Source organism: Brevundimonas sp. (assembly GCF_041648115.1).
Lineage (GTDB): Bacteria > Pseudomonadota > Alphaproteobacteria > Caulobacterales > Caulobacteraceae > Brevundimonas.
In genome coordinates, this window is record NZ_JBAZPR010000012.1 from 116342 (window position 1) to 134132 (window position 17791).

Annotated in this window: 14 protein-coding genes and 1 tRNA gene; 6 read left to right on the forward strand and 9 right to left on the reverse strand. The window is 65.6% G+C overall.

Annotated elements, in window-relative coordinates; translation table 11 throughout:
* Nucleotides 1–134: 134 nt before the first annotated feature.
* Nucleotides 135–2987 carry a M16 family metallopeptidase gene (locus WC597_RS12600; RefSeq protein WP_372693642.1) on the reverse strand — a complete coding sequence of 951 codons (2853 nt, stop codon included), beginning with the start codon at nt 2985–2987 and terminating at the stop codon, nt 135–137.
* Nucleotides 2988–3182: 195 nt separating this feature from the next.
* Between WC597_RS12600 and WC597_RS12605 the strand changes: the two genes are divergently transcribed.
* Nucleotides 3183–4415 carry an argininosuccinate synthase gene (locus WC597_RS12605; protein ID WP_372693644.1) on the forward strand — a complete coding sequence of 411 codons (1233 nt, stop codon included), beginning with the start codon at nt 3183–3185 and terminating at the stop codon, nt 4413–4415.
* Between the two features lie 6 nt (nt 4416–4421).
* Nucleotides 4422–4880, forward strand: coding sequence for a hypothetical protein (locus WC597_RS12610; protein WP_372693646.1), 459 nt, complete (start codon nt 4422–4424; stop codon nt 4878–4880).
* A gap of 16 nt (nt 4881–4896) precedes the next feature.
* On the opposite strand, the gene WC597_RS12615 is transcribed toward WC597_RS12610, so the two are convergent.
* The 3 genes from WC597_RS12615 to WC597_RS12625 are packed head-to-tail and all read right to left on the reverse strand — an operon-like array spanning nt 4897 to nt 8390.
* Entirely contained in the window at nt 4897–6186 is a 1290-nt protein-coding gene (locus WC597_RS12615; protein WP_372693648.1) for a sorbosone dehydrogenase family protein, read from the reverse strand.
* A 44-nt stretch (nt 6187–6230) separates the two neighbouring features.
* Entirely contained in the window at nt 6231–7550 is a 1320-nt protein-coding gene (locus WC597_RS12620; RefSeq protein WP_372693650.1) for an acetyl-CoA hydrolase/transferase family protein, read from the reverse strand.
* 57 nt (nt 7551–7607) lie between these two features.
* On the reverse strand, nt 7608–8390 hold the full coding sequence (locus tag WC597_RS12625; protein WP_372693652.1) for a phosphatase PAP2 family protein: 783 nt from the start codon (nt 8388–8390) through the stop codon (nt 7608–7610).
* Nucleotides 8391–8664: 274 nt separating this feature from the next.
* Between WC597_RS12625 and WC597_RS12630 the strand changes: the two genes are divergently transcribed.
* Both WC597_RS12630 and WC597_RS12635 read left to right on the forward strand, forming a co-directional pair.
* Entirely contained in the window at nt 8665–10554 is a 1890-nt protein-coding gene (locus WC597_RS12630; RefSeq protein WP_372693654.1) for a ribonucleoside-diphosphate reductase subunit alpha, read from the forward strand.
* Between the two features lie 189 nt (nt 10555–10743).
* Entirely contained in the window at nt 10744–11583 is an 840-nt protein-coding gene (locus tag WC597_RS12635; RefSeq protein ID WP_372693656.1) for a lipid A-modifier LpxR family protein, read from the forward strand.
* A 4-nt stretch (nt 11584–11587) separates the two neighbouring features.
* On the opposite strand, the gene WC597_RS12640 is transcribed toward WC597_RS12635, so the two are convergent.
* Nucleotides 11588–13336: a gamma-glutamyltransferase family protein gene (locus tag WC597_RS12640; RefSeq protein WP_372693658.1), complete on the reverse strand. Its 1749-nt coding sequence runs from the start codon at nt 13334–13336 to the stop codon at nt 11588–11590.
* 145 nt (nt 13337–13481) lie between these two features.
* Here WC597_RS12640 and WC597_RS12645 point away from each other — a divergent pair.
* A tRNA-Arg gene (locus WC597_RS12645) sits at nt 13482–13558 on the forward strand.
* Between the two features lie 84 nt (nt 13559–13642).
* On the opposite strand, the gene WC597_RS12650 is transcribed toward WC597_RS12645, so the two are convergent.
* The 4 genes from WC597_RS12650 to WC597_RS12665 all read right to left on the reverse strand — a co-directional run bounded on the left by WC597_RS12650 (nt 13643) and on the right by WC597_RS12665 (nt 16388).
* Nucleotides 13643–14758 (reverse strand): tyrosine-type recombinase/integrase, encoded by a 1116-nt coding sequence (locus WC597_RS12650; protein ID WP_372693660.1) that lies wholly within the window; start codon nt 14756–14758, stop codon nt 13643–13645.
* Entirely contained in the window at nt 14745–15044 is a 300-nt protein-coding gene (locus WC597_RS12655; RefSeq protein WP_372693662.1) for a hypothetical protein, read from the reverse strand. Before WC597_RS12655 ends, WC597_RS12650 begins: the two co-directional genes overlap by 14 nt.
* Nucleotides 15045–15426: 382 nt before the next feature.
* Entirely contained in the window at nt 15427–15813 is a 387-nt protein-coding gene (locus tag WC597_RS12660) for a hypothetical protein (RefSeq protein ID WP_372693664.1), read from the reverse strand.
* Nucleotides 15813–16388, reverse strand: a complete 576-nt coding sequence (locus tag WC597_RS12665; protein ID WP_372693666.1) for a hypothetical protein — start codon at nt 16386–16388, stop codon at nt 15813–15815. Before WC597_RS12665 ends, WC597_RS12660 begins: the two co-directional genes overlap by 1 nt.
* A gap of 736 nt (nt 16389–17124) precedes the next feature.
* Between WC597_RS12665 and WC597_RS12670 the strand changes: the two genes are divergently transcribed.
* Nucleotides 17125–17673, forward strand: coding sequence for a hypothetical protein (locus WC597_RS12670; protein WP_372693668.1), 549 nt, complete (start codon nt 17125–17127; stop codon nt 17671–17673).
* Nucleotides 17674–17791 lie beyond the last annotated feature (118 nt).

Here is a 17791-nt window from a genome sequence, read left to right on the forward strand (position 1 = left end):
TCCGCCGCATTGCGATAGGGGAGACGCACAATCTCGCCCTGCGTCAGATCCTCGGGTCAAGCCCGAGGATGACGATAAAGAAAAAGGCCCGGAGATCGCTCTCCGGGCCTTCGTCGTTCTGGACTGTCGTCGCCCTACTGGGCGGCGCCGGCCGCCGAGCGGACCTCGACGGGAATGCCCAGGGCGTCCAGTTGAGGCTTGACCACCGAGGCGTCGCCGACAACCACCCAGACGAACCTGGACGGGTCGATCGCGGCCTTGGCTGCGGCGTCCAGTTGCGCCGCCGTTAGGGCGTTGGTGCGGGCGGCGATGGTCTCAGGATAGTCGTCCGGGCGACCCAGCAGGTCGTTACTGCGCAAGGCGCCCAGGACGGCGGCCGAGGTCTCGTAGCTGCCGGCCAGACGGCGGGTGTTGCCGTTGATGGTCCGCTCCAGCTCGGCCGGCGTGACGCCCTTGCCGCCCTTCAGGAAGTCGTTGAACTGAAGGTTCAGGGCTTCGATGGCGGGGCCGGTCTTGTCGGCCTGGACCGGGGCGGTGACCAGATAGGGCACGCGTCCGGCGAAACCGGCGACCGAGGCGTTGACGCCGTAGGACCAGCTCTTGGTCTCGCGCAGGTCAGAGTTGATGCGCGACAGGAAGTCGTTGCCCAGCACATTGTTCGCCGCGTTCAGCATCAGCAGATCGTCCGTGCCCGATGCCGCCAGCACTTCACCGCCCATGATGTACGACTGAGGCGATTGCGGACGGTCGATCAGCACGATCTTGGGCGTCGCGGCCGGGATCGGGGCCGAGAAGTCCTTGACCGCCTTGGCCGATGCGGGCGGGACCCACTGACCGAAGGCGGCGTCCAGGACCGGGGTGATCTCGGACAGGGGACGGTCCGACACGACGAAGATCTTACCGTTGTCCGGACGGATCCAGCGGGCGTAGTCGGTGCGGATGTCGGCCTCGGTGATGGCCTTGACGCTGGTCTCGTCGCCGTTGCCGCTGAACGGACGGCCATAGGGGCTGTCCGCGCCGTACATCAGTTCCGGCAGGGCGCGGCTAGCCAGGGCGGCCGGCTGGGTGCGCTCGGCGGCGATGCGCGACAGGCGAGTGGCGCGCAGGCGCTCCAGCTCCGCCGAGGCGAAGGCAGGGTTGCGCACCACCTCGGCCAGCAGGTCGATCGATGGCTTGAGGTTCGGCGTGACGGCCGACAGCTGCACGACCGAGCGATCCATGGTCGCGCCGGTGGTGATGCTGGCGCCCAGGGCTTCTTGCGCCTCAGCCAGCTGCGTGGCGTTCAGAGTGCGGGTGCCCTCGTCCATCAGGTCCAGCATCAGGGTCTGAAGGCCCAGTTTCGCCCGGTCGTCGGCGGCGAGACCGGCGTCGAAGTCGAGGGCGATCTTGGTGGCCGGCACGGCGTCGCGCTGGGCGTAGATCACCTCCATGCCGTTCGACAGGCGGGCGCGTTCGACGGCCGGGAAGTCGACGTTGGCGACCTGGCCGATCTCGGGCCTGGCCATGCGGGCGACGCGCTGGATTTCCGGCGCCGGCGTATGGTTGGCGCCCGACGGGGCCGCGGCCGCCTCGGCATAGGCTTCACGCTCGCCCACCAGCGTCGTCAGCGTATAGGCGGGACGGGTCAGCCACTTCTGCATCGCCGCCTGGACCTGGGCCGGCGTCACCGCCGCATAGGCGGCCAGCTCCTTCTTGTAGTGTTCCGGATCGCCGGCATAGAGCTGGCCTTCCGCCAGGGCCGTGGCCTTGCCGCCGAAGCCGCCGACCTGTTCCAGACCCTGGATGCGACGCGAGGCGTATTGGGTCACGACGCGGTTGATCTCGTCCTGCGTCGGGCCGTTGGCGATCAGGCCGTTCAGGATTTCGCGCGTGCGGGCCTCCACCGCAGCGGGGTCCTCGCCGGGTTTCACGGTCGCGCTGATCTCGAAGATGCCGACGCGATGATAGGCGCCGTTCGAGGCGCTGACCGACACGGCGCTTTGGTCGCCGCGCACCAGTTCGTTGTCCAGGCGCGAAGACGCCAGGCCGCCGAGCACCGAGGCGCCGACGCTGAGCGGCACCGAATCCGCGTCCAGCATGCCGGGCACGACCCAGCTGATCTCGACCTGGGCGTTGGAGACGCGGTCATGCGTCGTCTCGTTGACGGGCGCCGACAGGGTCGGGACCGGCGCCTGGGCGGGGGTGTTGACCGGACCCTTGGCGATGGGGCCGAAATATTTCTCGGTCAGCTCACGCGCCTTGGCGGGCGTGATGTCGCCGGCCAGGACGAGCACGGCGTTGTTGGGGCCGTAGTTGGAGGTGAACCAGTCGCGCACCGTCTGCATCGACGCCGCGTCCAGATCGGCCATCGAGCCGATGGTCGAGTGGCGATACGGGTGGCCTTCGGGGAACAGGGCTTCCAGCTGCTTGTACTGGTTCAGGCCATAGGGCTGGTTGTCGCCCTGGCGCTTCTCGTTCTGGACCACGCCGCGCTGCAGATCGAGCGTCTCCTGGCTGATTGCGCCGAGCATATAGCCCATGCGGTCGCTTTCCATGAACAGGGCCTGTTCCAGCGCCGGGGTCGGGACCGTCTCGAAATAGTTGGTGCGGTCGAACCAGGTCGTGCCGTTCATGTCCGTCGCGCCCATGTTGCGCATCGGGGTGAAATAGCTGCCCGGCGCGTTTTCCGAGCCGCCGAACATCAGGTGTTCGAACAGGTGGGCGAAGCCGGTCTTGCCTGCCGGCTCGTCCTTGGAGCCGACATTGTACCAGACGGATACGGCGACGACCGGGGCCTTGTGGTCCTCGTGGACCAGGACGGTCAGGCCGTTGTCCAGGGTGAACCTGGTGTAGGGAATATCGACTTCGGCGACCAGATCGGCGACCGGCGCGGCCTGGACGGCAGGCGCAGCCGCCTGAGCGGCCGGGGCGGGCGCGACAGAGGCCCAGACAGGGGTTGAAACCGCCAGTAGGGCGGCGGCGGCGACGAGAGAGCCGGTGCGGCGCATGCGAGATCCTCAGGATTGCAGTTGGTTCGGACCATAACGCTGGTCTGTCGTGTGGCAACGCGACGGAATGAAACATGACCAAAGGTTCATGTTGGCGGGCCTGAAGCCCGGAAAAGGTTGCATCGCCGGACCCCCGGTCTTATGCGCGCGTCAACTCCCCGACGACTGCCGCCCAAGCCTGTAGAAAGAGCCGCCATGTCCGCCCCCGCCGACAAGCCCATCAAGAAGGTCGTCCTCGCCTATTCGGGCGGCCTGGACACCTCGATCATCCTGAAGTGGCTGCAGACCGAATACAACGCCGAGGTCGTGACCTTCACCGCCGACCTGGGCCAGGGCGAGGAGCTTGGCCCCGCACGCGAGAAGGCGCTGAAGCTGGGCATCAAGCCCGAGAACATCTTCATCGACGACCTGCGCGAGGAGTTCGTGCGCGACTTCGTCTTCCCGATGTTCCGCGCCAATGCGCAATATGAGGGCGACTATCTGCTGGGCACCTCCATCGCCCGTCCGCTGATCTCCAAGCGCCAGATCGAGATCGCCCGTCAGGTCGGCGCCGACGCCGTCTGTCACGGCGCGACCGGCAAGGGCAACGATCAGGTCCGGTTCGAGCTGGGCTATTATGCGCTTGAGCCCGACATCCGCGTCATCGCCCCCTGGCGCGAGTGGGAGTTCCGCAGCCGCGAGGCCCTGCTGGACTTCGCCGAGAAGAACCAGATCCCGATCTCCAAGGACAAGCGCGGCGAGGCGCCCTTCAGCGTCGACGCCAACCTTCTGCACTCCTCGTCCGAGGGCAAGGTGCTGGAAGACCCGGCGGTCGAGGCCCCCGAGTTCGTCCACCAGCGCACCATCTCGCCCGAAGACGCGCCGGACGTGGCCACCGTCATCGAGATCGGTTTCGAAAAGGGCGACGCGGTCTCGATCAACGGCGAGGCCATGAGCCCGGCCACAATCCTGACCGCCCTGAACCAGTACGGCCACGACAACGGCATCGGCCGTCTGGACCTGGTCGAGAACCGTTTCGTCGGCATGAAGTCGCGCGGCGTCTACGAGACCCCCGGCGGCACCATCCTGATCGCGGCCCACCGCGGTATCGAAAGCATCACCCTGGACGGCGGCGCCATGCACCTGAAGGACCAGCTGATGCCGAAATACGCCGAGCTGATCTACAACGGCTTCTGGTTCTCGCCCGAGCGCGAGATGCTGCAGGCCGCCATCGACCTGAGCCAGAAAAAGGTCTCCGGCACGGTCAAGGTCAAGCTCTACAAGGGTAATGTCAGCGTCATCGGCCGCGAAAGCCCCCACAGCCTGTACGATCAGGACCTGGTGACCTTCGAGGAAGGCGTCCAGGCCTATGACCACAAGGACGCCGCCGGCTTCATCAAGCTGAATGCGCTCCGCCTGCGCGTCCTGGCTAAGCGCGATAAGCGGTAGAGGCGAATGAAGACTGCGCAGATTGGAGCGGCAGGCGTTCTGTTGCTCCAATACCGGCTGCTCAAATGCGGGATAGATTCGTCCGCCATGACAACGGATGACGGTATCGATGTCGTCGCCTATTCCCCGCAGCTGCGGGACGCGGTCACTATCCAGGTCAAATCCGTCCTTGCGCCAAAGAAGGCGGGTGGAAGAGGGAAGCTGACGCTAGACTGGTGGCTACGGCATAACAGTCCCGCCCAACTGGTCGCGCTTTGCGATCTATCAACGGATCGGATTTGGATTTTCCGGCACGAGGAGTACCTCGCCACAGCCCAGCAAAATTCAAGCGGGCGGGCGCATCTGTATTTCTATATCGACGTGACCGCGAAAGTCCCTGAACGGTCAAAAGAGTCATTCTTCGATCAGTTCCTGATCGATCGCCGCACCTCTGAACTGTTTAGCTCGCCAGACGTCTTCGCCTGAAGCGATCCCGCTAGATCTATTCTCGGGCGATCCTGAGGATCGCCCGGTTCCGGTCGTCCGTGACCCAGATCGATCCGTCGGCGGCGACCGCCAGGACCACCGGCGCGCCGCGCGGCTGACGCCCTGCTACGGTGTCCCAGCCCGGCGTCAGCACCTTACCACGTATGCTGGGCGCCCCGGCCGGATAGGTGAGGGCGCCGCGCGGATAGATGGCGTAGCGGCCGCCGATGTCGGTGAGGGGGCGGCCCTGCGCATCCGTCTCGGCCGCCACGATCCGGCCGCCTGCGCGGCGATAGCCGTGCCAGCTCATCAGCAGCCGACCGCGCAGTTCGGGGAACATTGCCCCCTCGTAATAGATCAGATCCAGTGGCGCGGCGTGGGGCGGCAGCAGAGCCAGCGGGCGGTCGCGCTGTCCGCACCGCGCCTGGGCCGCGCTCCAGCCGGGCAGGGGTGTCGCCAGATCCACGCAATAGGGCCAGCCGTAGTGGCCGCCCTGACGCAGCACATTGATCTCGTCATAGGGATGGTCGGGCGTGGTCAGATCGACCGAGTTCTCGCCCTGGAGGATCGTGCCTGACGGGTGCCGCACCAGAGCGATGGAGTTGCGCAGACCTGAGGCGAAGACCGTGCTGTCCTCGGCCCACCGACCGTCCCCTAGATAGGCGTGACGCCGCACCTGGGCCGTCGCGGCGCTGTCGGCGCAGGCGCCCTTCGCATCTGTGCGCGCCCGGCCTCTGGCGTCCACGCAGCGGTCGCTGGGGGCGCCGACATTGACCAACAGATCACCGTTCCCGTCGAAGACGAAGCTGGACAGAGGGTGGCGGTTGTCGTGCAGCCGGTTGTCCGGCAGGTCGCCGATCACCGTCCGCACCGTCGCCGCCGGATCGGCCGCGTCGGGATCCAGGGTCAGGATGCGGTTCATCTCGGACACATAGAGGCGCCCGTCCGGCCCGCGCGCCGCCGTGTGCGGCATGTTCAGGCCCTGGGCCAGCCGTCGCCAGTGCGGCGCCCCGTCCGGGCCGAACGACAGCCGCCAGATCGCGCCGTTGCCCGGATACCAGTTGCCCAGGTCCGTCACCAACCAGTCGCCGCCGGACAGCGCCAACAGGCCGCGCGGCATCCGTGGCCCCTCGGCGCCCGAGCCCTGCCACACCAGCCCCAGGCAATAGCCGGGCGCCATCCGCACCGTGGTCATCGGCCGGCCGCCACAGTCCCCTTGTGTCGCATAGGCGCCCTGCGCCGCGCTGGCGCTGATGGGTGTGGCGACGAGAAGGGCGAGCAGGGCCAGCAGTCGGGCGGTCTTCATGGGCGTAATGGCCCTGACGGGCGGCCGAAGATCAAGCCGTCACGTCAGATCAAGCCCTGCTCCCGCGCCGCCGCCGTCAGCCCGTCGCGAAACTCGGGCGCGGCCAGGGCGATCAGGGCGCGGGCGCGTTCACTGGACGACTTGCCCTTCAGATTGGTCCAGCCGTGTTCGGTGGCGACGATGTGAGTGTCGTTGCGCGGCGTGGTGACCGGCCCGTCCAGCCGCGCCACGATGCGCGAAGCCGTCCCCTTCGCCGCCGTGGAATGACAGGCGATGATCGACTTGCCGCCTTGCGATCCATAGGCCCCGCGCACGAAGTCCAGCTGGCCGCCGGCGGCCGTGAACTGGCGCCCGTTCAGGAACTCCGAACAGCAGGCGCCGGTCAGATCGACCTGAAGCGTGGCGTTGACCGAGATCATCCTCGCATTGCGCGCGATCACGGCGGGGTCGTTCACATAGGAGACCGGATGGGTCTCCATGCCGCGATTGCCGTCCAGAAATTCATAGGTGTTGAGGTCGCCCATCGAAAAGGCGAACACCCCAACGCCGGGATGCAGGGTCTTGCGGGCATGGTTGGCGACCCCGGCCTGCATCAGCTCGACCAGGCCGGGCGTCAGCATCTCGGTATGGACGCCCAGGTCGCGGTGGTCCTTCAGGGCGTCGCAGACGGCGTTGGGCAGGGCGCCGATCCCCATCTGCAGCGTCGCCCCGTCCTCGACCAGGCCGGCGATGATCCGGCCGATGGCCAGGTCGGCCGGCTGAGGCTCGGCGCGCGGCACGACCAGCAGGGGGGCGGAATGTTCGACGATCCCGGCGACCTTCGACACATGGACGGTGCAGTCGCCGAACACGCGCGGCATGTGCGGATTGACCTCGACGATCACGGTTTTCGCTGTCTGCGACACCGGCCTGGAATAGTCGGTGTTTGTCCCGAACGAGAAGAAGCCGTCCGCATCCATCGGCGACACGGTGCAGACCAGCGTATCCACCCCGACCTCGTCGCACAGCAGGCGGGGCGACTGCTGGAAACCGGTGGGGATGAACTGGACGGGATTGGGCTGGCCCTCCTCGTGCGCCCGCTGTTCCAGCCGTCTTTCGATGGCGCTGTGAAACAGGCTCCACGGCCGGATCCGGTCCATCAGCTCATAACGCAGCACCGTGTCGCCCGCGATGGCGGTTGAGAGCAGATAGTAGAGGTTCACATCCTCCACCTCGCCCCGCTCCGCCCGTTCGGCCAGGGCCTTCAGCAGGGCCGGCGGCTGGGACACGCCCAGGCCCATGGCGACCTTGGCGCCCGAGGCGATCAGGGCGGCGGCCTGATCGGGGGTCTTGAGGCGTTCGGCGTAGAGGGCGGCGTGGTCCATGGTTTGTCTCTCCCGGCGTCCGAGCCAGACTAACCCGTCGCCGACGGGACGACGGGCCTAGACTTTGGTCGGGTCGATGGTCGTCTCGACCTCGATCGGCGACGGCTCGTCCTGCAACGGCGCCCGACGCCGCTTCTGCCAGCGCGCCACGCCGTAGGCGACCAGCCACAGGGCCATGGCCCAGGCTGCGCCGACGGCCCAGCCGGCGAAGACGTCGGTGGCCCAGTGGGCGCCCAGATAGATGCGGGTCAGGCCGACCAGCAGGGTCATCAGGATTCCCACGCCAAGGACGAAGATCTTGAACCGCTCGCGCGGGAAGGCGCGCGTCAGCATGACGGCGACGCTGAGGTAGAAGACGGTGGACAGCAGGGCGTGGCCCGAGGGGAAGCTGGCGTTGATCGTCTCCACCGCCTGCATGGCGGCGGGCGGCCGGGCGCGCTCGAACACCGCCTTCAGACCCTCGCTGAGGGCGACGCCACCGGCCAGGCCGACGACCAGCAGCAGCGACGACAGCCATTTCCTCTGGCTCAGCAGGAAGACGATCACGATCAGGGCGAACAGGCCCAGCACAGATATGCCGCCCAGCGAGGTGATGTCGGCCGCCGCCTCCTTCAGCCACCACGGCCCCCATGGTCGGCCCGGATCGTCGGCATAGGGCCGCATCAACGAAAGAATATGATGATCGAAGGCGATGCCGTCCGCTTCGATCATGTCGTCGGCCAGTTCGACAAACGTCAGGACGCCCCCGGCGACGACGAAAAGGGCGGCAAGCGCCGCGATCTCTTTGCGGGCGACCGTCAGGACGCGTATCAAAAAGAGACGAAGATCGGACATGGTCATGGACGGCCCAAACGGCCAAGCTCGCCCAATGTTCCGATCACGCGTTCGTGATCGTGTTGTCGCGTGAACGCAAAGGGGCCGTGCTGGCTTGCGCACTGGCTTTTCCCCAGGCCTGCGCGACTTGTCCAAGCGATTCGCCCACTAACTGTCCGTCAAGCCCGTTGACGGGTCATTAGGCATATGCGCCCTATATGTGGGCTCGGGGAGCGCAGAGGCCACAAGATGATGTGGTTACGGCGCAGGTGGCTCTAGGCTTTTTCTGTTCAGGACGCGGATGACCATGGCTGGCGGCGAGGCATTGAAGACGACGGAATTCCAAGGTGTTGCGGGAACGCAGACGCCTGAACGCCCCCATCTGACGGTGGTGAAGTCGGTCCAGGTGGACCGCTCGCGCGACGACCTGCTGACCGATTTCGGCAAGAAGACCCTGGAAGACCGCTACCTGCTGGCTGGCGAAAGCTATCAGGACATGTTCGCCCGCGTCTCGACCGCCTTCTCGGACGACCCCGAGCACGCCCAGCGCCTCTATGACTACATGAGCCGCCTGTGGTTCATGCCGGCGACCCCGGTCCTGTCGAACGGCGGCGCGGATCGCGGCCTGCCCATCTCCTGCTTCCTGAACGCCGTGGGCGACAGCCTTGAGGGCATCCAGAACGTCTGGAACGAGAACGTCTCGCTGGCCTCGAATGGCGGCGGCATCGGCACCTACTGGGGCGGGGTCCGCTCCATCGGCGAGAAGGTCAAGGGCGCGGGCAAGACCTCGGGCATCATCCCCTTCATCCGCGTGATGGACAGCCTGACACTGGCGATTTCGCAAGGCTCGCTGCGTCGCGGATCGGCGGCCGTCTATCTGGACATCCACCACCCCGAGATCGAGGAGTTCCTCGAAATCCGCAAACCCTCGGGCGACTTCAACCGCAAGTCCCTGAACCTGCACCACGGCATCAACATCACCGACGAATTCATGGAGGCGGTGAAGGCCGGCGACACGTTCGATCTGAAGTCGCCCAAGAACGGCGAGGTCATGAAGACCGTCGACGCCCGTTCGCTGTGGACCAAGCTGCTCGACATCCGGATGCAGACCGGTGAGCCCTACATGATCTTCTCGGACACGGTGAACCGCCAGATGGCGCCGCACCAGCGCGACCTGGGCCTGAAGGTCAAACAGTCCAACCTGTGCGCCGAGATCATGCTGCACACCGGCCGCGACCACCTGGGCGTGGACCGGACCGCTGTCTGCTGCCTGTCGTCGGTCAATGCCGAGACCTTCCTGGAATGGCGCGAGGAGCCCAAGTTCGTCGAGGACATCATGCGCTTCCTGGACAACGTCCTGGAGGACTTCATCCGCCGCGCCCCGCCCGCCATGGCCGCCGCCGTCTATTCGGCCAAGCGCGAGCGTTCGGTGGGCCTGGGCCTGATGGGCTTCCACTCCTTCCTGCAGGGCCAGGGCGTCGCCTTCGAAAGCGCCATGGCCAAGTCGTGGAACATGCGCCTGTTCAAGCATCTGCGTCGCGAGGCCGACAAGGCCAGCCGCCTGCTGGCCGAAGAAAAGGGCCCGTGCCTGGACGCGGAAGAACGCGGCGTCATGGAGCGGTTCAGCCACAAGCTGGCCATCGCCCCGACCGCCTCGATCTCGATCATCTGCGGCGGCACCTCGGCCGGCATCGAGCCGATCCCGGCCAACATCTACACCCACAAGACCCTGTCGGGCTCGTTCGCGGTCAAGAACCCCTATCTGGAGCGCCTGCTCGACGAGAAGGGCATCAACACCGAGGCCGTCTGGAGTTCGATCCTGGAACAGGAAGGCTCGGTTCAGCACATCGACGCCCTGAACGAGGACGAGAAGGGCGTGTTCAAGACCGCCTTCGAGCTGGACCAGCGTTGGGTGGTCGAGCTGGCCGCCGACCGTGCGCCGGAAATCTGCCAGGCCCAGTCGCTGAACCTGTTCATCCCTGGCGACGTCAACAAGTGGGACCTGCACATGCTGCACTGGTCCGCCTGGGAACGCGGCGTGAAGTCGCTGTATTATCTGCGCTCCAAGTCGGTGCAGCGGGCCGCCTTCGCCGGGGCCGAGGACAAGGCCGAGGTCGTGATCGACCCGAACCAGCCCGACCTCTTCTCCATGCCCAAGACCGACTACGACGAGTGCCTGGCCTGCCAGTAAGGCCTCAGCACTGAAGACCTCGAAGGGCTCCGCGACAGCGGGGCCCTTTTTGCATTTGGGAACCCTCGCCGGTCGTCCTCGTTGAAAAGCGACGAAACCATGTCGAAAACCTGTTGGACTACTGCGCCGTGTGGTTGCAGTGTGGGTTCAGCGGATCGGTGGGGAGACCGGATGCGTTTGAAGGCCTGCATGATTGGAGTGACCGGCGTACTGGCGACAGCCTGCGCCAACGTCGCCTGTGCGCAGACCTGGGCCCCCAACGCCTTCGACGTCGCGCCTGAGTCTTCTACCACGGCGCGCCTGACCGATCAGACCAGCTTCCGGGTCGCGCCGGACGTCCGGTTCGGTTCGCAGATCGAGATCCCGACCGCCTTCCACCCCGAAGACGGCTCCGGCCTGTCGGCCAGCACCCGCCGCGACGTCTGGATCGACCGCACAGATTTCACCGACCGCGTGACGCTGGAAACCGCCGGGCGGCTGCGTCGCGCCGACGGCTCGCCCCTGCCGGTCACGCCCATCGACCGGGCCGAACTGGATCCCGACGCCTATGATCTGCGCTATGTGCGCGGCTTCCGCAGCGCGCGCGGCCACACCGCCTCGGGCCTGGAAGTCAGCCTGACCCCCCACGCCGGTCTCGGCGTCGGCAGCGAGGGCCGCTCGGCCGAGGCCGGCGTCACGCTAAAGATCGGCGAGGGGCTGGAACGTCTGGCCCCCAACGGCCGTGAGCGGTTCGGCGAACGGCCGCGCTGGTATCTCTACGCCGCCGGTTCGGGTCGCGCCGTGGGGTACAACTTCGCCCGCACCCGCGACGGCGATTACGCCCGCTCGGGCTACACCCAGGATCGCGGCAGATTCCTCGGCGACGCCTCCATCGGCCTGGCCTATCGCAAGGGCGACATGCAGACTTCCATCGGCGTCGTCTATCGCGAGATCGACGCCGGCAAGGGCCTGCGCGGCATGAACGGCCTGGATACGGACGTGAGGGAGGGCCTGCTCGCCTTCCAGCTGTCGATCCGCCCCGGCCGCTGAGCCCTTAGCGGACCTCCGACACCGCTACCCCTTCACGACGCGGATCCGCGCCCGCATCCCACCGACCATCGCGCCAGATCGCGCCATGCAGACCCGAGGTCTCGGTGGCGTTGGGCTGAAGCCGCATGCCCGCCGCGCCCAGAGCGTCTCGGATGTCCGGCGCGATCATGTCGGTATCGGCGCCGACCATATCGCCCCGCACCACCAGATTGGGCAGGTTGATGGCGTCCTGCATCGACAGTCCCCAATCCATCGTCCCGACCAGCGCCTTGGCTACATAGGCCAGGATGCTGGACCCGCCCGGCGAGCCGATGGCCCCGATCAGACGACCCTGCCGATCCAGGATCAGCACCGGCGTCATCGACGACCGCGGCCGTTTGCCCGCCGCCACCGCATTGGCGGCCGGGTGGTCGTCCTCTCGCGGCGTGAAGGAAAAGTCCGTCAGCTGATTGTTCAGGAAGAAGCCGCCGACCATCCGACCGTTGCCGAAGATGCTCTCCACCGTCGTGGTCATACTGACCGCATTTCCCCAAGCGTCGACCACGACCATGTGTGAGGTGCCGCCCGGCTCGGCCGTCCGGTCCGTTCCGCGCGGCGGCGATCCCGTCGGCGCGCCCGCCTCTACCGGCCCGTCAACCTGAGCCGCCAGTGCGGCGCGCGAGGCGACATAGTCGGGATCCAGCAGGCCGGCGATGGGCACGCCGACGAAGTCGTTGTCGCCCACATAACGGTCTCTGTCGGCATACATCAGCCGCTGCAACCGCCCGAACGCGACCCAGGCCTCAGGGCTCGCCGCGCCCTTGTCCAGATCCGGCGTCGCCTCGGCCATGGCCAGGAACTGCAGCAGGGCCACGCCGCTGGACGGCGGCGGCGGCACGCAGATCACATAGGCCTGATACGGCCGGCAAATAGCGTCACGGCGAAGCGGCCGATACCCGGCGATGTCCGCCTCGGTCAGGCCGCCGGGACGCGGCCCCTCGCGCACTGCGTCGGCGATCTCGCGCCCGATCGGGCCGCCATAGACGACGCCCGGCCCCTCCTGCGCCAACCGCGCGACCGTGTCGGCGTAGGCGGGGTTCTTCAGCGTGTCGCCCGCCTGATACCGTGTCCCGTCCGGCTTGGTGAAATAGGCGGTCGCCCAGCGGGTCCGCGACTGAGGAAAACGCCCGTTGATCATGCCCGCCAGACGCGGGCTGACCGTGAACCCGTCGCGCGCCAGCCGCTCGGCGTCCCCAAACAGGTCGCGCCACGCCAGCTTGCCGTGATCCTTCTGCGCCATGGCCAGCATGGCCACCGCTCCTGGCGCACCCGTGGACCGCCCCGACAGGACGGCGTCGATGAAGGGCAGGGGCTTGCCGTCCTCATAGAACAGCTCGGGCGTCGCCGACGCCGGCGCCGTCTCGCGCCCGTCATAGGCCGTCACCGTCCCGGTCTCGGCGTCATAGCTCATCAAGAAGGCGCCGCCGCCCAGGCCCGACGACTGCGGCTCCACCAGCCCCAGCACCGCCTGGATCGCCACCGCCGCATCCACCGCCGACCCGCCGCGCCGTAACACGGTCATCCCCGCCTCGACCGCCAGCGGATTGGCCGCCGTCACGAACGGACCCCTCGCCGGGGATGACGCCGTGGCCGAAGCCGGAGCGCCCGCTATGCCTCGGGGTGTCGCCGCCGCATCCATCCCCGCCGTCGTCTGACACCCCGCCAGGACGACGGGCACGAGCAGGGCGGCGATCTGACGACGAAACGAGCGCATGGACTATCCGGGGCGGCGAGAACGTCCCAAAGGCCTAATCCGTCCCGCGCGCCGCGCCAACCGCTCTATCTGCGCAAAACTGCATTCCCCCGCTTGCGTCCGCCCAATCCGCAAGCTAAAGACCCGCCCTCGCCGCAAGGCAGCCGCACCCGTAGCTCAGCTGGATAGAGCACCAGACTACGAATCTGGGGGTCGGGCGTTCGAATCGCTCCGGGTGCGCCATCTTTTTCAATGACTTAGTGATAGATGCGCGTGTTTTTAGCCGCGCCGTTACAGTCGTTTTACACCCTTCGTTACAGTCGGCGTTCACGCCCCGTTCGAAGACCGTTTTCTCTCTGCCTTGAGCGCTACGACATTGTCGACTCGGTCCTGCCCGCTGTCCGCCATGCGGCGACGCTCCGCCTGCCGGCGGTAAATCCGCGCCGCTCGTTCGGTGGTGTGTTCAAGCTGCGCCATGATTTCGGCATCAGATGCACCTGCGTACGCCAGTTCAAGCCCTCGGGCATGGCGCAGGCCATGAGGTGTGAGGTTGGGACGGGCGCGCTTGGTTAGAGCAAGCGTATCGACCAGACGAGCGACGGCCTGGTTTAGAGATCGCTCCTTCCAAGGGTGACCTCGCTGGTCGTATGCGATGGTGAGGGCCTTGGCGGGCGTGCTTTCCAGAAAGGCGGAGAGACGGCTGTCTTCTCGCTTGTCGCACAAGACCTTACGCTTCTCAGTCGTCCAGTAGAGCCGGCGCTGGGACAAACCGTCATCATCTTGCGCGATGACCCGAGCGTTCAGCGGGATGTTGCAGATTGTACCCCGCCGGAAGCCGCCCCAGCGCCCCAGAGCCACGGCACGGGCCAAGCCCGGCATGTTGCGCTGGAGGGCCAGCGCGATGAACGCGTCCACTTCCTCGTCTGTCCAAGCGAGGTTCACCTCATCGGCGTCATGAGGCGGCGCCAACTTCTTCAGCTTCAGAAAGGGGTTCGTCTTTATACGTTCGTCCTCCACCGCCGGCATCAAGGCGTTCCTGAGGACCTGCACTCGGTCATTTGTCGCCTTGTGACCGCGCGGCGCCCACAGATCGCGCAAGTCCTTAATCCAGGGCTTATCGACCTCAACTAGACGGACCTCACCCACGTCAGCGTCGATTTCATTGAGCAGGCGCTCGTATTCTTTCTGCGTCGATTGGGCGAGCCGGATAAAATCGGCGGACTTCCTGTAGCGCTGGATAGCCCCGCCCACGGTCCCCGCCCTCGGCGTCTGAGCGGCTTGCGCCCTAGCGAGCCGAGCGAGAATAGCATCGACCTCGGCTTTCAGTTCTGGAGACCCATCGAGCGACCTCAGGGGGCCTTCACGGTGGTCTCCTTTGCGGAAATAGAGATCAATAGCGCCGTTCGGGCGTCGGATGCGCTGGACGTATTTAACCTTGTCCATTGCGCCCTCCGTCGCTCAAACGGGGGCGGCGGGCATGATGGTGCAGGGTGGTGCGTGCTCGAACTCTATCAAGCGCGGCGCTCCGCCGTTCCTCGCGTTCGGTTTCTAGGTCCAGAAGGGTCGGCGCCGCCAGTGCAGCGTTTTTGATCGCCTTGGGCGGAAGGCTCGCAACCCATTCGTCGATCTGAAGACGGTTGTACCGGATCACGCTGGCGCCGACGTCGAGCGGAGCCACGGTGCAAATCTTGGAGATGGTGGACCATGACATCGCGAGGTAGGCGCTCAACTGCTCCTTTGTGAGCAGAAGCGGCCAGGATGCTGGGAGTGCAGATGATACGCCGTCTTGCTGACCCATCTCTGACAAGGGCAGCAGGTGGAAAGCGACTGCCTTAAGCAGGGGCCAATCTGTCGACGACCTAGAGGCGATGCCCGAACCATCAGCGCCAGAGGCATCGATGGACGAAGACGGGGATAGATGGTTGGGCATTAGACGACAGGGCAAGGGGTTGGGCTCGGGATCGGGTGCTTCCCCTCGGCTATCGTCACGACCGAGGGGAAGCGTGGGTTGGGGTGGAAGATAGCCTACACGCGGCAAATTGCAACTTATAAGCTCGGATAACTCATTGTTATTGTAAAGGAATGTTCTGCGGTGTGCGTGACGAGCCCACCTAATGGGTCCACTCCGTGGGTTGCGCGGCATAAGCTGTCAGGAAGTCGAACATCGCCTCTGCCTCTTGGCGCGAGGCCAGGACCACATAGACGGCGACGCTCCAGCCAGCGCTGGGGGCAACCTGGCCAGACTCGATCCCGACCGCCTCCAGCGGCGTCACCTCGTCGTTGGCGACGCTGATGTACTCGATCAGGTCAGACCGAATGCACTGGCCTAGCCAGACGGCTTCGGCTTCGTTGGTGCATCCATCGATCCTGATCATCGACATCACCCAGTCGTCGTCCAGCGGCTTGGTGCCGACGAGGACGCGTTGGTCGCCAGGAGTGACCTCGATCGTCATAAAGTGTCGCTTCAGCCCCTGGCGGTGAGCGAACATGCGGGGCATCAGCGCTTCCAATCGGCGCGGATGAACGCCGCCTCCAGGAACTTGGCTACCTTTGCCCATTCCTCGCCCGCGCGCCCCGCCAGCGCCGCCTTACGCCGCACGTCGGCAAGCAGGAGTTCCCGGTCGAGGTACTCGGCTAGGCGCGCATAGTCTTCACGGCGTTGATCTACCGAAGCCACAGCGCGCTTGATCAGCCCCTCGATGTCGAGGGTGCCTTTCAAACGGTTCGCTTGGTCAGAGATCACGCGGGTGTTGCCGCGAACATAACCGAGGGCGGGCCGGATACGATCAAGTGATGGCGAATAGGGCGACCGCATCTCGCCAATGACGAGCGGCACGCCCAGCGCGGGGCAGATTGAAGGCACAATGACGTCGCTCACATCCAGATCGAACGGCAGCCCGCGACGGGCTGCCCGCTGGCGGGCGCGGCTATGGAGCGCGACGGCCGGAGTCACTCGCCGCTGAACCTTGAGATAGCGACGCATATAGGCGGCATTGCACTTTGCGCAGGCCGAGCGCTGAAGGCGTGCGCCGTGGATAGGACAAGAGGGGTTGGGCGGATCGTAAACAGTCATGTAAGACTCCTTCATCAGAATGAGCCTAGAAATTCAAACTTGGGCTAAAGAGTCAAATTGAATCATGAAGGCGCTTAGGAAGAAGCCAGCAGACCATCCGACGGGCGCCCAGTTGCGGGCGGCGCGAGGGCTGTTGAATATGTCGGTATTGGACCTAGCTGAGCGCACAGGTCTGGCGCCGAATACGGTTAAGCGGGCCGAGGGCGACAACGGCCCCGCGCCCGTAAACACGGCCAATGCCAAGCTTATGGTTGCGACGCTTCAGGCTGCCGGCGCCGTGTTTCTACCCGCCGAAGGCGATATGGGCGCTGGCGTGCGCCTCGCGGCGCCATCACAGCCCGCGTTGGCCAAGCGTAGGGTGCGGGATTAGTCAGAAGGCTGGCGCTTTCGACCATCCAGCCGCCGGCGGCACCGCTGGTGCCGGGGGTGAAACCCCCAGCCCCTGCACCAGCGGACCTCCGGTCGCCCACAAGCGATATCCGAAAGGAGTTTGGTGCTGTATTGTGATAATCTTTTGATAATAAAGAAGATTCTCTGAAGTCACGTTTCCGTCGTGTCAATAAGTTTGTCGCTGTGGAATTCGTGACTGGCTTACAGGTCGTTGATGCCGCTCTGCTTTTCGTGATCTTCTGCAAGATATGCGAGCATGTTGTCCGGTGAAAGTCGGGCGTGCCGGTATCGAGGTGGCTTGCTCTAGGCGCTTCCTATCGCCAGCATCCCCTCTTGGGAGGATGCCTTGAAGTTTATTCGCAACGCTGGTCGAGACCGCGCACTCGACCGTTTGACGGCAGTTCACGCTGGCGGGCTAGCCCGTGTCGCCACCGCCGAACTGTCTGTGTTCGGCGTTGAGGCGTTCGGCGACGCAATCGGCACGGCGGGCGCCGTTCGAATGATTTGCTCACCGCAGGACGTCATAGCGGCCGGCCTTTTAGGCGACGTGGCGGACAGAGCGCGGCGGAACAGCCTCGCCGGACGAAATTCAGCCGAGCGGGTCGCCAGTTGGCTGAACCAAAGCGAGGTCCGCATTGCGAGTCGACGTCTTCCTCAGTCGCTCATCACCGTTGATGGCGCAAATGAGGGAGTGGCGTTGGTGGGCGGTTGCGCCCTGACGACAGATGGTTTGGGTTTGGCCCCTACCCAGCCTCTCAGTCTCACCCAACTAGCCGAGCGGGAGGAGGTGGATGGTCTGATTGCGTGGTTCGAAGACCAGTGGAGGTCGTTGGAAGGAAGCGGTGGCGATAAAGAGCGTCTGGTTTCTCTTTTCACGGAAGTGGGCCTGACGTGACCCCCTGAAACTCCTCCAGGAATAGCTAGAGTCCGCCCCTCGAAAGGACGGACAGAATGAAGCGATCAAGATTCACGGAAGAGCAGATCATCGGGATCCTGCGCGAGCAGGAGGCCGG